Source organism: Palleronia sp., assembly GCF_042089775.1.
Classification (GTDB): domain Bacteria; phylum Pseudomonadota; class Alphaproteobacteria; order Rhodobacterales; family Rhodobacteraceae; genus Palleronia.
Genome location: NZ_JBELKF010000086.1, coordinates 1 through 13,909 on the forward strand (window position 1 = coordinate 1; position 13,909 = coordinate 13,909).

12 protein-coding genes are annotated in these 13,909 nt (G+C 66.1%); 6 read left to right on the forward strand and 6 right to left on the reverse strand.

What is annotated here, in order from left to right; translation table 11 throughout:
• The coding region (locus tag ACFDS3_RS16195; protein WP_375263393.1) for an NAD(P)H-hydrate dehydratase at positions 1–459 on the forward strand (459 nt) is incomplete at its 5' end.
• 6 nt (positions 460–465) lie between these two features.
• Here the strand turns inward: ACFDS3_RS16195 and glmS are convergent.
• Together glmS and glmU are read right to left on the reverse strand one after the other, a co-directional pair.
• Positions 466–2,277 carry a glutamine--fructose-6-phosphate transaminase (isomerizing) gene (gene glmS / locus ACFDS3_RS16200; RefSeq protein WP_375263394.1) on the reverse strand — a complete coding sequence of 604 codons (1,812 nt, stop codon included), beginning with the start codon at positions 2,275–2,277 and terminating at the stop codon, positions 466–468.
• The gene (gene glmU, locus ACFDS3_RS16205) at positions 2,278–3,627 is read right to left on the reverse strand and encodes a bifunctional UDP-N-acetylglucosamine diphosphorylase/glucosamine-1-phosphate N-acetyltransferase GlmU (RefSeq protein WP_375263395.1); all 1,350 of its coding nucleotides are present in this window, start codon (positions 3,625–3,627) and stop codon (positions 2,278–2,280) included.
• A 111-nt stretch (positions 3,628–3,738) separates the two neighbouring features.
• On the opposite strand from glmU, the gene ACFDS3_RS16210 reads away from it, so the two are divergent.
• The 4 genes from ACFDS3_RS16210 to ACFDS3_RS16225 all read left to right on the forward strand — a co-directional run bounded on the left by ACFDS3_RS16210 (position 3,739) and on the right by ACFDS3_RS16225 (position 8,972).
• Positions 3,739–4,407: an HAD-IA family hydrolase gene (locus ACFDS3_RS16210; protein WP_375263396.1), complete on the forward strand. Its 669-nt coding sequence runs from the start codon at positions 3,739–3,741 to the stop codon at positions 4,405–4,407.
• Positions 4,408–5,019: 612 nt separating this feature from the next.
• The gene (locus ACFDS3_RS16215; protein WP_375263397.1) at positions 5,020–7,215 is read left to right on the forward strand and encodes a Hint domain-containing protein; all 2,196 of its coding nucleotides are present in this window, start codon (positions 5,020–5,022) and stop codon (positions 7,213–7,215) included.
• 296 nt (positions 7,216–7,511) lie between these two features.
• The gene (locus tag ACFDS3_RS16220; RefSeq protein WP_375263398.1) at positions 7,512–8,591 is read left to right on the forward strand and encodes a Hint domain-containing protein; all 1,080 of its coding nucleotides are present in this window, start codon (positions 7,512–7,514) and stop codon (positions 8,589–8,591) included.
• A gap of 108 nt (positions 8,592–8,699) precedes the next feature.
• A complete protein-coding gene (locus tag ACFDS3_RS16225; protein WP_375263399.1) occupies positions 8,700–8,972 on the forward strand; it encodes a hypothetical protein in 273 nt (90 codons plus the stop codon).
• 11 nt (positions 8,973–8,983) lie between these two features.
• On the opposite strand, the gene ACFDS3_RS16230 is transcribed toward ACFDS3_RS16225, so the two are convergent.
• The 4 genes from ACFDS3_RS16230 to ACFDS3_RS16245 all read right to left on the reverse strand — a co-directional run bounded on the left by ACFDS3_RS16230 (position 8,984) and on the right by ACFDS3_RS16245 (position 12,887).
• Entirely contained in the window at positions 8,984–9,763 is a 780-nt protein-coding gene (locus ACFDS3_RS16230) for a gamma-glutamyl-gamma-aminobutyrate hydrolase family protein (protein ID WP_375263400.1), read from the reverse strand.
• A gap of 168 nt (positions 9,764–9,931) precedes the next feature.
• Complete coding sequence (locus ACFDS3_RS16235) at positions 9,932–10,354, reverse strand: heme-binding protein (protein WP_375263401.1); 423 nt, start codon at positions 10,352–10,354, stop codon at positions 9,932–9,934.
• A 16-nt stretch (positions 10,355–10,370) separates the two neighbouring features.
• Positions 10,371–12,521: a malate synthase G gene (locus tag ACFDS3_RS16240; RefSeq protein WP_375263402.1), complete on the reverse strand. Its 2,151-nt coding sequence runs from the start codon at positions 12,519–12,521 to the stop codon at positions 10,371–10,373.
• Positions 12,522–12,665: 144 nt separating this feature from the next.
• Entirely contained in the window at positions 12,666–12,887 is a 222-nt protein-coding gene (locus tag ACFDS3_RS16245) for a hypothetical protein (protein ID WP_375263403.1), read from the reverse strand.
• A gap of 97 nt (positions 12,888–12,984) precedes the next feature.
• Here ACFDS3_RS16245 and ACFDS3_RS16250 point away from each other — a divergent pair.
• The coding region (locus ACFDS3_RS16250; protein ID WP_375263404.1) for a M1 family aminopeptidase at positions 12,985–13,909 on the forward strand (925 nt) is incomplete at its 3' end.

Here is a 13,909-nt window from a genome sequence, read left to right on the forward strand (position 1 = left end):
GACGACCCCGAAGAGTTGTTCGACGTTCTGCACCTCGGGGCCGTGCTGACCCCGCATATGGGCGAGTTCGCCCGGCTCTTCCCCGATCTGGCCGCACCTCTGAAGGAAAGCCCCGAGGCGGGACCGGCCTATTCGCGCCTCGACGCCGTGCGCCTCGCGGCCGAGCGGGCAGGGTGCGTCATCCTGCTGAAGGGGCCGGACACCATCATCGCCAGCCCCGAGGATGCCGCAATTCATGGGGCGCTTTACGACCGGGCGGCGCCGTGGCTGGCGACCGCCGGGGCGGGGGACACGCTGGCGGGGTTCATCACTGGCTTGCTTGCGCGGACCGCCGATGCGTTCTTCTCGGCAACCGCAGCCACGTGGCTGCACGCCGAGTGCGCCCGCGACTTCGGCCCGGGCCTGATCGCGGAGGATCTGCCCGAGCGTCTGCCGCGGGTGCTGGCGCGGCTCGCCTGAGCCGCGTTATTCCACCGTAACGGATTTGGCGAGGTTGCGCGGCTGGTCGGCATCCGTGCCCTTCGCGATCGCCGTGTGGTAGGCGATCATCTGCGCCGGCACCGCGTAGACGATGGGCGACCAGAGCGACGGGACCCGCGGCATCTCGATCGTGCGCCACGCCTCGTTGTCCTTCGACAGCCCTTCGGCGTCGGACACAAGGACAACGCGGCCACCGCGGGCCAGCACCTCTTGCATGTTCGACACGGTCTTGCCGTATAGCTCGTCGGTCGGCGCGAAGACGATGATCGGCACGCTTTCGTCGACCAGCGCAATGGGGCCGTGCTTGAGCTCGCCGCTCGCGTAGCCTTCGGCGTGGATGTAGCTGATCTCCTTCAGCTTCAGCGCACCTTCCAGCGCCAGCGGATAGAGCGGCCCGCGGCCAAGGAAGAGGACGTCGCGCGTCTCGGCCAGGCCGCGGGCGATGTCACTCACCCGGTCCTCGGTCGCGAGCGCCTGGCTGACGAGGGCCGGCATCCGCCGCAGCTCGGCCAGGTGAGCCGCGGCCGCTTCGGGTGCGATCTCCTTGCGGTCGAGCGCGGCGCGCAGTGCCAGCACCGCCAGCACCGTCAGTTGACAGGTGAAGGCCTTTGTCGATGCGACGCCGATCTCGACCCCGGCGAGGATCGGCAGCGCCGTGCCCGCCTCGCGCGCGATGGACGAGCCCGCGACGTTCACGATCGCGACCGTCTTGGCCTTGTCCTTGCAATAGCGAAGGGCGGCCAAGGTGTCGGCCGTCTCGCCCGACTGGCTGACGAAGATCGCCATGGTGTTGGCGCTGATCGGGGGTTCGCGGTAGCGGAATTCGGAGGCGACGTCGATCTCGACGGGGACGCGGGCAAGCCCCTCGAACCAGTATTTCGCCACGTGGCAGGCGTACGAGGCCGTGCCGCAGGCCACCATGACGATCCGGTCGACCCCGGCAAAGTCGATCTGTCCTTCCTTCAGGCGGATCGTGTCGCCGTCGAGGTAGTGGTCGAGGCAGGCGTCGATCACGGCGGGCTGCTCGTGGATCTCCTTCGACATGAAGTGGCGGTGACCACCCTTGTCCACCTGCGCGGCCGAGGCGGCGATACGGGTTTCGGGACGCGAGACCTCGTCGCCGGCCTCGTCGAAGATGTGCTTCTCCGACCGCGTCAGGACGGCCCAATCGCCTTCCTCGAGGTAGGTCAGCCGGTCGGTCAGCGGCGCGAGCGCGATCGCGTCGGACCCGATGAACGCCTCGCGCCCGTTATGCGCGATGGCCAGCGGCGAGCCCTTGCGCGCGGCGATCATGAGGTCGTCCTCGCCATCGAAGAGGAAGGCCAGCGCGAACGCCCCTTCAAGCCGCGACAGCGTGCGCCGGACGGCCTCGACCGGGGTTGCGCCGCCGTCCAGGTGGGACTTGCAGAGCAGGGCGATGACTTCGGTGTCGGTGTCGGATTCGGCGCCGTAGTTGGCTTTGATCAGCTCTTTGCGCAGGGTCGCGAAGTTCTCGATGATGCCGTTGTGGACGACGGCCACGGGGCCCGCGCGGTGCGGGTGGGCGTTGACCTCGGTCGGCTTGCCGTGGGTGGCCCAGCGGGTGTGGCCGATGCCGGACTTGCCTGGAAGCGGGTGGTGAACCAGCGCGTCGCTGAGGTTGAACAGCTTGCCCACGGCGCGGCGGCGGTCGAGCGTGCCGGCGTCCACGGTCGCGATCCCGGCGCTGTCATAGCCGCGATATTCGAGCCGGCGCAGCGCCTCGAGGATGATGGGCGAGACTTCGTGTTCACCCAGGATGCCGACGATACCGCACATTCAGTTGGTCCTCTTCATCTTGGCGGCCTTCAGCTTGGCCATCAGCTTGCGGGCGAGCCCTTCCTTTACCACCTGCCGTGACCGGCCGAGCCCCAGGGCACCGTCGGGCACGTCGTTCGTGATGACCGAGCCCGAGGCGGTCATGGCCTCGACGCCCACGCGCACGGGCGCGACCAGCATGGTGGAAGAGCCGATGAAAGCCCGCGCGCCGATCTCGGTCCGGTGCTTGAACACGCCGTCATAGTTGCAGGTGACGGTGCCCGCACCGATATTCGCGCCTTCGCCCACCGCGGCGTCGCCGATATAGGTGAGGTGGTTGATCTTCGCCCCTTCGCCGATCTCGGCCGACTTGATCTCGACGAAGTTGCCGACCTTCGCGTCGTTGCCAAGTTCGGCCCCCGGACGCAGGCGGGCATAGGGGCCGACCACCGCGCGGGCGCCGACATGGCAGCCTTCGAGGTGGCTGAAGGCACGGATGGTGGCGCCGGATTCGATGGTGACGCCGGGGCCGAAGACGACATGCGGCTCGATCACTGCGTCGCGGCCGACATGGGTGTCGTGGGCGAAGAATACGGTCTCGGGGGCGGTCAGGGTCACGCCGTCCTCGAGCATCGCGGCGCGGCGGCGGGCCTGGAAGATCGCCTCGGCCCGCGCGAGTTCGGCGCGAGTGTTGATGCCCATCGTTTCGGACTCGTCACAGGTGACGGCGGCGCAGCGTAAGCCGCGCTCGCGCGCGATACCGACGATGTCGGTGAGGTAGTATTCGCCGCTGGAATTGTCGTTGCCGACGCCGTCGATCAGGTCGAACAGCACCTCGGCATCGGCGCAGACCACGCCCGAGTTGCACAGTGTGATCGCGCGTTCGGCCTCGGTGGTTTCCTTGTGCTCGACGATCCGCATCAGGTCGCCGCCCTCGATGACCAGCCGACCGTAGCGACCGGGATCGGCGGCTTCGAACCCCAGCACCACGACCGCGGCGCCGCCGCTGCGGGCGGCGGCCATCATCGACAGTGTCTCGGGCTGGATGAAGGGCGTGTCGCCATAGAGGATGAAGACGTCGCCGTTTGCGCCCTGCAGCGCCTCGCGGGCCTGGGCGACGGCATGGGCGGTGCCAAGCTGCTCTTCCTGCAGGACGACCACGAGGTCTTCGTCATGCTCGGCCGCTGCGGCGCGCACCTCGTCGGCGCCGTGGCCGGCGACCAGCACGCGGCGCTCGGGGTCGAGCGCGGCCCCCGCCTGGAGCGCGTGCATGAAAAGCGGCGCGTGGCCGACCTGGTGCAAGACCTTCGGCAGGTCCGACATCATCCGAGAGCCCTGGCCCGCGGCCAGGACGATCAGGTGAGAGGGCATGGTGAGGCCTTTCCTTCTGCTTGGCGCCGTTCTACGCGTGGGCGGAAAAGGTTAAAATACCGGCGTGATCAACCCCGATTGCGACGCGTTACAGAGAGGACGAGAGGGCACATGCGCACGGTCGTGTTCGATCTGGACGGAACGCTCATCGACACCTCGGCCGATCTGGTCGCGGCCGCGAATGCCTGTTTCCGGGCGCGGGGCCTGGGCGACGTGCTGGACCCCGAAGCCGATGCGGCGGTCGCCTTCCGCGGTGGGCGGGCGATGCTGACCGAGGGTTTCGCACGCTGCGGCACTGGCGGGGATGCCGAGATCGAAGAGGACTACCCGCGGCTTCTCGACGCCTACGGCGAAGCGATCGCCGTCCACTCCCGCCCTTATGACGGCGCCTGGGCGGCGGTCGAGACGCTCAAGACCCGCGGGTTCGCCGTCGCAATCTGCACAAACAAGCCCGAGCGTTTCGCGATCCGTCTCATGGAAGAGATGGGGACGTTCCACGTCCTGCCCACGATCGTGGGGGCCGACACCCTGCCGGTGCGCAAGCCCGACCCTTCGACCTATCGCGAGGCGGTGCGCCGGGCGGGCGGCGACCCGGCGCGGTCGATTTTCGTGGGCGACACCGAGACAGACGTGAAGACGGCCCGCGCGGCCGGTGTGCCAGTTGTACTCGTCGGCTTTGGGCCCGAAGGGGAGGACGTTGTCCGACTGGAGCCGGACGAGATGCTGAATCATTTCGCGGATCTCCCAGACCTGGCGGTGCGGATGCTGCCGGCGCTTTAAGTGCAGAAGATCTGCGGCGTTATCGCGGTGCGTGTCTTGACTCATCTGGATGCTCGTGAAGCGTGTTGGAACGTCTTGCCCGCCTGAATCGGTACTGCGGCGTCTTGCGTAACAATCAGGCCCCGTTGCCGGAATTGTTTCGACTTTGGCCTCGAAAGCTCTGTGGCAGAAGCCGGCCGCGGTGTCGGGCTACAGGCGCTCATATCGGAAACAATCACCGCCTTTTCGGGCCACGAATCCGAGCATTGCGCTGGATCGGGCGCCTGAACCACGGCGTGGCGTGAAGTTTTGTTTCACAAAACGCAACAATCCGACATGGTAGTCCCGCTACGGGCGGACGCGACGCGGCTCGGTCCTTGGGGGTTTAGATAATTTTTCGCTAACTCCGGAAATCAGCCTGACGTAGAAATGTGACGTGAAATCGGCGCAGTTGTCCTCGATCAGACAGTCTGACGCGTTTTCCGACCCGGCGAACCAGGACGGTCCAGGGTACAGAGTATGGGCGGACGGACACGGACCGCCATTCGTAACCGTGTCGCCCTCGCTGGGCGGCTAAAAATGGATCTCGCGCGCGGCTGATGTTTCTGCCTCGCGCCGCGTCTGGAGGCTGTCATGACCTTTTGGAGCTACGACTGGGGCACGAAGTGCTACTACTATTCCCGGCCTGACGGCTCGAAGGTGATCTCGAAGCCGCTCGACGGCATCGTCGAGGGGACGAGCAGCGCCGATACGATCGACGGGCGCTATGCCGATCACGACGGCGACAGAATCGACAACAATGACGCGATCCTGGGCGACCCGAAGTCGAACCGGGACATCGTGGATGCCTTCGACGGCAACGACACCATCTATGCAGGCGCCGCCGACGACACGGTCTATGGCGGCGCAGGTGATGAGAGCATCGACGGCGGGACGGGTGACGACGTCCTTTATGGCGACAGCACCAGCGGCCTGAGCAAGGTGTCCTGCGACCCACGCTCGGGCGCAACCTATACGGTTGCGGCCTGGGATCTGAGCGACATCAACGTCACGCTGAACAGATGCGCCGACGATCCGTTCGAGGATGATACGAACGGCGAGCCGACCGGCGACGTGGCGGGCACGACCTTCACCATCTCGGCGGGCGCAGCTCCCCAGGCCGTGGGGATCAGCGACGACGATGGGTATTTCAATGACGGCGACCCGAACCAGGTCCTGACCGAGAGGACGACGCTCGACGGCAATACGGAACATGCCGGAGATCGGTTCACGCCCGAATATTCCTACCTCGTCGAATCCTCCTCGGGCGAGCAGATCACGATCTACGTGGGCGAGTTCGACGGGAACGACGCGGTCGCGGTCCTCTCGGACAAGCCGCTCATGGCGGGCGAGACCTACACCTTCGTCGCGCGCGTCGATACCTACCCACAGGTCGCTTATACCGACCTCGTCGACACCTATATCGGCGCGCCCGAGATCGGTGCGATGGGTGAGGACACGATCCACGGCGGCGACGGCAATGATGCGATCTACGGCGAGGGCGGCGATGATGTCCTGAAAGGCGGCGCCGGAAACGACAGCATCGACGGCGGCGCTGGCAACGACAGCATCTGGGCCGGTTCGGGGCAGGATACGGTCGAGGGCGGCAAGGGCGACGACTTCATCTCGGGCGGGGCCGGGGCCGACACGCTTCGCGGTGGCGACGGCAACGACGAAATCAATGCGCACCAGGACGGCGACGACATTGACGGCGGCGCTGGCAACGATTTCCTGCGCGGCAATATCGGTGACGACACGATCCGCGGGGGCGACGGGGACGATACCATCGTCGGCGGCCTCAGCGCCGATGAGATCTATGGCGACGGCGGCAACGACTCGATCAACGCGGCTGGCGGGGACGACACCGTCGATGGCGGAGCGGGGAACGACACGATCAATGGCGGCGACGAGCCCGGCGATGACCTGCTGAAGGGCGGGGATGACCGCGACACGTTCGAGTTGCTGACCGGGAATGACACCGTGCTCGGCGGGTCCGGCGGCGACGACTTCGACACGCTCGACCTGCGCGGGTCCGTGTCCGAGGGCGGGGCCTACAAGATCATCGACGTGCGTCCGGACGACGATACCGGCGATACCGTCGATGGCGACAGCGACAACGATGGCATCGACGGGCGCCTGGTGTTCTACGACGCCGACGGCAAGCAGAACGGGACGATCACCTTCGAGAACATCGAGAACATCGTTCCCTGCTTCACCCCTGGTACGCTGATCGCGACGCCGCGGGGCGAGGTGCCGGTCGAGAAGCTGCGCGAGGGCGACCGGGTCATCACTCGCGACAATGGCATCCAGGAGATCCGCTGGATCGGCGAGAAGCGCCTTCGGCATGGCGAGCTGGAAAGGCAGCCCGAATTGCGGCCGGTGCTGGTCCGCAAGGGCGCGCTGGGTTACGGACTGCCCGAGCGCGACATGCTGATCAGTCCGAACCATCGGATGCTTTCGGCCACGGACGAGACGGCGCTGTATTTCGAAGAGCGTGAGGTGCTTGTCGCGGCCAAGCACCTGTGCCACGCCGAAGGGATCGAACAGGTCGGGGCGCTTGGCGTCTGCTACATCCACTTCATGTTCGACCGGCATGAGGTCGTGCTGTCGGATGGCACCTGGTCCGAGAGTTTTCAGCCGGGCGACTACACGCTGCAAGGTATCGACGGGCCGCAGCGTCAGGAGATCCTCACGCTTTTCCCGGAACTCGCCGATCATCGAGGCATCGAGGGCTACCGCTCGGCCCGGCGCAGCCTGAAGCGGCACGAGGCCGGACTGCTCTTCCGCTGATACGGCGCGACTCGGGTGCCAACATCGGGCCGGACCGCCACGTGCGGTTCGGCATTTTCGCTTAGTAGAGCGAATTTAGCTCTATTGTTCGGGCGGGGGGAACGCATCCATAGATGCGCCGGGATGGCGTGAATGCCACGATCCCGGAGAAATCACGATCTTACCAGATACGCGAATTCTTGTGCCGCAAGAAGTAGATGTGTTTCCGGAAATTTACAGTAAACTCACTTTAAGTATTCAACGGCATTGCGTGGCTGCGGCCTACCGGACGAGCCCGGGTATGGAGGGTGATTGGAATGGCGACCATTAACGGCGACAGCGACGACAATGACCTCGACGGCACCTCGGGCAGCGACCAGATCAGTGGCGGCGCGGGCGATGACACGCTGTCCGGCGGAGCCGGCAATGATACCCTCAGCGGCGGTGACGGCGACGACGTGATGACCACCGGCGACGGCTTTGACAAGGCGCAGGGCGGGAAGGGCGACGACACGATCTACGGCGGCGGCGACAATGACGAACTGACAGGAGGCGACGGGTCCGACCGGTTCGTCATCAACACCCTCGGCAGTTCGGGCGTGAACAACACCTCCGTGCAGGGGAGTTCCGGCGGCAACGACGAAGACGTGCTCGATTTCTCCGCGCTGCTCAAGCAAGGCTTCGAAGTCACGAACTTCGTCAAGAATCCGGAGAGCAACGGCAGCGACGGGTTCAACGGTCAGGTCCAGCTCCACAATTCCAGCACCGGCCAGTCGGCCAACATCAATTTCTGGGACATTGAGAAGTTCGCGCCCTGCTTCACGCCGGGAACCTTGGTCGCCACACCGCAGGGCGAGGTGCCCATCGAGCGGCTGCAGGTCGGCGGCCGGGTCATCACGCGCGACAACGGCACGCAGGTCATCGCTTGGGTCGGCCGTAAGGCACTGGACCGCGCGACGCTGGTACGGCAGCCTGCGTTGAACCCGGTGCTGATCCGCAAGGGGGCGCTTGGGGGGGGGCTGCCAGAGCGGGACATGGTGGTCAGCCCCAACCACCGGATGCTGTCGGCGACGGACGAGGCTGCTCTTTATTTCGAAGAGCGCGAGGTCCTCGTGGCGGCCAAGCATTTGTGCCACTTCGACGGGATCGATACGGTCGAGGCGTCGTCGGTCGAGTACATCCACATCATGTTCGAACGGCACGAGGTCATTCTCGCCGACGGGACGTGGACCGAGAGCTTCCAGCCGGGTGACTATTCGCTGAAGGGTCTCGAGGATGCGCAGCGGGCCGAGGTCCTGGCGATCTTTCCCGAGCTGACGGATCTGCGCGCCGGGCAGGGCATGCGCTCGGCCCGCCGGAGCCTCAAAGCCTATGAGGCTGCGCTTCTCAGGCCGTGACGTGACTTGTGCGCTGCCTAAGTCTAGGGCAGCGTCGCACGAAACGGAGGAGCCCATGCCCAAATCGGCCGACCACCGACAGCCGGAGGCGGAACGCTGAAGAACCCGGTGTTCTCAGTGACGCTGGTGGTGCTGTGCCTGATGGCTGCGGTGCTGGGCTATCGGCTGGGCCTCGCGCGGCCGACCGAAAGCGCGGCAATTGCCCGCGCGGCCGAAATCTACCTCTCCGAGGTGCCGGAAGGAGAGGCTTGGGCCTGTGCCGCTCGACCGGGCGAGGGCCGGGTGTGGCTGGTCGTGGGGTGCGGACTTCCAGGGTCGCCCGAGCGGCGGGTGTATGCGCTTGACCGCGCAGGAGAGCTGGTCGTCCCGCCGGGTATCTGACCCGCTCCGCCTCAGGCGATCGCGCGGGTCGGCACGCGCAGACGCTCGTCCTGCCAGGCGCGCAAGGCATCGCCGAACGTCTCGAAGAGCTTGCGCGACACCTCGTCCTGCCCCGCGTTGTACTCGGGGTGCCACTGCACCGACATCGTGAAGCCGCGGGCGCCCTGGATATAGGACGCCTCGGGCGTGCCGTCGGGCGCGCGACCGTCGATGACGAAGCGCGGACCAGGCTCGATCACGCCCTGGCCGTGGAGCGTGTTCGTCATCACCGATCGGGCGCCCATCAGGCGGTGAAAGGGGCCGCCTTCGGTGAACGTGACCTCGTGACGAAGGGCGAACTTCTCTTCGATGGTCCCGTCCGGCGGCATCCGGTGGTTCATTCGCCCCGGCAGCTCTCGAATTTCCGGGTGGAGCGTCGATCCGAAGGCCACGGCGACCTCCTGATAACCGCGACAGATCCCGAGATAGGGCTGGCCGCGCTCGGTCAGCGCGCGGATCAGGGGCAGAGCGACGCGGTCGCGGGGGCGGTCGAAGGCGCCGTGGGCCACGGTTTCTTCGTGGCCGTATTCCTCGGGGTGCACGTTTGGGCGGCCGCCGGTGAAGAGGAAGCCGTCGCATGTCTCCATCAGTTCTTCGATGGCGACGATCGCGGGGTCGCCCGGGACGATCAGGGGAATGGCGCCGGCGACGTGGCTGATTGCCTCGGAGTTCATCTTGCCGCCGCCGTGAACCTCGTAGGCGTCGTTGATGAGGTGGTGGTTGCCTATGATGCCGACCAGAGGGCGGGTCATGCGTGGAGTTCTCCGTGTCAAACCGCGTGCACCCCGAAGATTAGGCGATCTTGCGCCGCACTTCACCCCCGCGGGCGCACATGCCCCGCGCGAACGGGACATGGTGGCGCAGTTGTGCGGCACTTCCGAGCCTCCGTGGCGCGATCGGGGGCAGCGCGTGAACGCGCCTCAGGCCGCGCCGGCCAACCCGGCCGTAGCCAGCCCTGCCATCCCGGCGGTGACGTCGTTGTCAGACGTGTCGCCGGTCACGCCGAGCGCCCCGATCACCGTCTCGCCCTCCATGATGAGGATGCCGCCGGGGACGGGAATGACAGCGCCGCCATAGGCGCCATTCAGGGCTGCCACGAAGTAGGGCTGTTTTTCGGCGCGCTCCATCATCGCCGAACTGGGCATCCCGAGCATCACGGCGCCATAGGCCTTGCCGTGGGCGATGGCGAACTTGCCGGGGCTCGAGCCGTCCTGCCGCTCGAACGCAAGCACGTTGCCGCCCGCGTCCAGCACGATGGCCGAAAGGGGCTTCATACCGGCCTTGCCGCCCGCGTCGAACGTGCCGCGGATGGCCGCGCGGGCCTGGTCCAGTTTGAGGGTCATGGGTATTCTCCTTGCTTCAGGCTTGCGCCTTCTTTTCCTGCCGGCGCGCGTGGAGCACCGGCTCGGTGTAGCCCGAGGGCTGCTCGCGACCCTTGAAGACGAGGTCGCAGGCGGCCTTGAAGGCTGGGCCGTCATAGGCGGGCGCCATGGGCTGATAGGTCGGGTCGCCGGCGTTCTGCCCGTCCACGACCTTCGCCATCTTCTTCATCACGTCCATCACCCGATCTTCCGAGACGACGCCGTGATGCAGCCAGTTCGCCAGCGCCTGGCTGGAGATGCGGCAGGTCGCGCGATCCTCCATCAGGCCGACATCGTGGATGTCCGGCACCTTCGAGCAGCCGACGCCGCTATCCACCCAGCGGACCACGTAGCCCAGGATGCCCTGCGCATTGTTCTCGATCTCGGACGTGATCTCGTCCTCGGACCAGTTCTCGCGCGCGACGGGGACCGTCAGCAGATCCTCGAGCGTGGTGCGCGGACCGCCTTGGGCAATCTGCTCCTGCACCTCGGCCACGTTGACCTCGTGGTAGTGCAGCGCGTGCAGCGTTGCGGCCGTGGGCGAGGGCACCCAGGCACAGGTCGCGCCGGCTTTCGGGTGACCGATCTTGGCCTCGAGCATGTCCGCCATCCGGTCCGGCATCGCCCACATGCCCTTGCCGATCTGGGCCTTGCCGCGCAGGCCGCAGGCGAGGCCGACGTCGACGTTGCGATCCTCGTAGGCGTTGATCCAGGCGGTCTTTTTCATCTCGCCCTTGCGGACCATCGGGCCCGCTTCCATCGAGGTGTGGATCTCGTCGCCGGTGCGGTCAAGGAAGCCGGTGTTGATGAAGGCGACGCGCGAACTGGCGGCGCGGATGCACTCCTTGAGGTTGGCCGAGGTGCGGCGTTCCTCGTCCATGATGCCGATCTTCACGGTGTTCACCGGCAGGCCGAACATGCTTTCGACGCGGGAGAAGATCCGAACGGTAAAGGCGACCTCGTCCGGCCCGTGCATCTTGGGTTTGACGACGTAGACCGATCCGGTCTCGGAGTTGCCGCCCTCGCGGTTCAGGTCGTGCATGGCGCACAGGACCGTCACGGCGGCGTCGAGCAGCCCTTCGAACACTTCGTTTCCGTCACGGTCGAGGATCGCGGGCGTAGTCATCAGGTGGCCCACGTTGCGCACCAGCATCAGCGACCGGCCCTTGAGCCGCAGCGTACCGCCGTCGGGCGTGTCGTAGGTGCGATCTTCGGCGAGACGGCGGGTGAAGGTCTCGCCGCCCTTGGTGACCTCTTCGGTCAGTTCACCCTTCATCAGGCCCAGCCAGTTGGCATAGGCCAGCGCCTTGTCCTCCGCATCGACAGCGGCGACGCTGTCCTCGCAATCCATGATCGCGGACATGGCGCTTTCGAGCTGGATGTCGGCGATGCCCGCCTTGTCTTGCGACCCGATGCGATGTTCGCGGTCGATCTGAAGTTCGATGTGCAGACCGTTGTTCTGCAACAGGATATGGGTGAGCGCATCCTTTGCGCCGCGGAAGCCGGCCAGCGCGCCGGGACGGCCCAGCGGCACGACCTCGTCCCCGACCAGCGCTTCAAGCCCGTTGTCACCGATGCGGTAGTCTTCGACCTGTCCGTGGCTGCCCGAGGCAAGCGGAAAGAACTTGTCGAGATACCCCTTGGCGGCCGCGATCACGCGGTTGCCGCGCTCGGCGTCATAGCCTGTGCCCTGGGGCAGGTCGCCCATGGCATCGGTGCCGTAGAGAGCGTCGTACAGCGACCCCCACCGCGCATTCGCGGCATTCAGCGCGTAGCGCGCGTTCATGATCGGGACGACAAGCTGCGGGCCGGGAACCTGCGAGATCTCGGGGTCCGTGCGGGGCGTCTCGATCTGGAAATCCGGACCTTCCTCGACGAGATAGCCGATCTCGCGCAGGAAGCTCATGTAGCTGGCCTGATCCGTGATCGCGCCGGGATTGTTCCGGTGCCACGTGTCGATCTTGGCCTGAAAAAGCTCGCGCGTCTTCAACAAGGCGCGATTGTCGGAGGCAAATTCGTGGAGCAGCGTGGAGAGGTCGGACCAGAACCGGTCGGCGTCGATGCCCAAGCCGGGCAGAGCCTTGTCCTCGATGAAATCGGCCAGTTCACGGGCCACTTGAAGGCCCGCGCGATCGATCCGTTCGGCCATGTCTCTCCCCCTTCATTCGTTCGGCGCGGCAGCGCACTCTGGAAAGTCCGACGTCAATTCGGACGTCGCGCTACTTCTTGCGCCATGCGAAGGGGCGTCCGCAAGTGGCCCGGACCTTCCGGGTAAAGGTCCGGCCAAGGGAGGTTACTCGACCTCTTCCTCGCGCACCGGGGGGTTGATCGTCTCTTGCGTGTCGGTCTCGACGCCGATTGGCTCCTGGTCGGCGGGTTCGTTGCCGCGGAAGACGACGTAGATCGCCAGGAGGGCCAGGAGGACAAGCGCCCACGTTATGACGCCGGCGAGCCCCATGAGAGGGCCCTTGTGGCGGCGTTTCTGCTTTTCGGTGTTCGTGTCTGGTGGAGACATGTCATTCCTCTTGGTCAGTCGGACCCGTCGAAGCGGGCCTGTTGTTTTTCAACGTAGCGGGCGACAGAGTGTTCGCCACGCCAGTACGAGGATTTCCATGAAAGACGCCGCGCCCCGCGCCATCCGGCTCGCCGATTACCGCCCGCCCGCCTACCTGGTAGATGACGTGAAGCTCACGTTCCGCCTTGATCCCAAGGCCACGCGCGTGGTCTCGGCGGTCCGGTTCCGCCGCAATCCCGACGGCGACGGCGGACCCTTGCGGCTCGATGGCGCGGGGCTGCGGCTGATCCGCGCGGCTATCGACGGGACCGACGTGCAGCCGATCGTCCTGCCCGAGGGCCTTGAGATCGAGGCGCCCGACGACTTCCTGTGGGAATGCGAGGTCGAGATCGCGCCCGAGGACAACACGGCCCTCGAAGGGCTCTACATGAGCCGCGGGATGTACTGCACCCAATGCGAGGCGCAGGGCTTCCGCAAGATCACCTATTACCCCGACCGGCCCGACGTGATGGCCCCGTTCGAGGTGCGGGTGGAGTCCGACCTGCCGGTCCTCTTGTCGAACGGCGACCCTGTCGAGACGGGCGAGGGCTTCGCCGTCTGGCGCGACCCGTGGAAGAAGCCCGCCTACCTTTTCGCGCTGGTGGCCGGCGACCTCGTCGCCCACGAGGACAGCTTCACGACCTCGGAAGGGCGCGACGTCCGCTTGTCGATCTGGGTGCGCAAGGGCGACGAGACTCGCTGCGACTACGCGATGGACAGCCTCAAGCGGTCGATGAAATGGGACGAAGAGACCTACGGCCGGGCCTATGACCTCGACCAATTCAGCATCGTCGCGGTGGACGATTTCAACATGGGCGCGATGGAGAACAAGGCGCTCAACATCTTCAACGCGCGCTATGTGCTGGCCAGCCCCGAGACGGCGACCGACGCCGACTACGCGCGGATCGAGGCCATCGTTGCGCACGAGTATTTCCACAACTGGACCGGCAACCGCATCACCTGCCGCGACTGGTTCCAGCTCT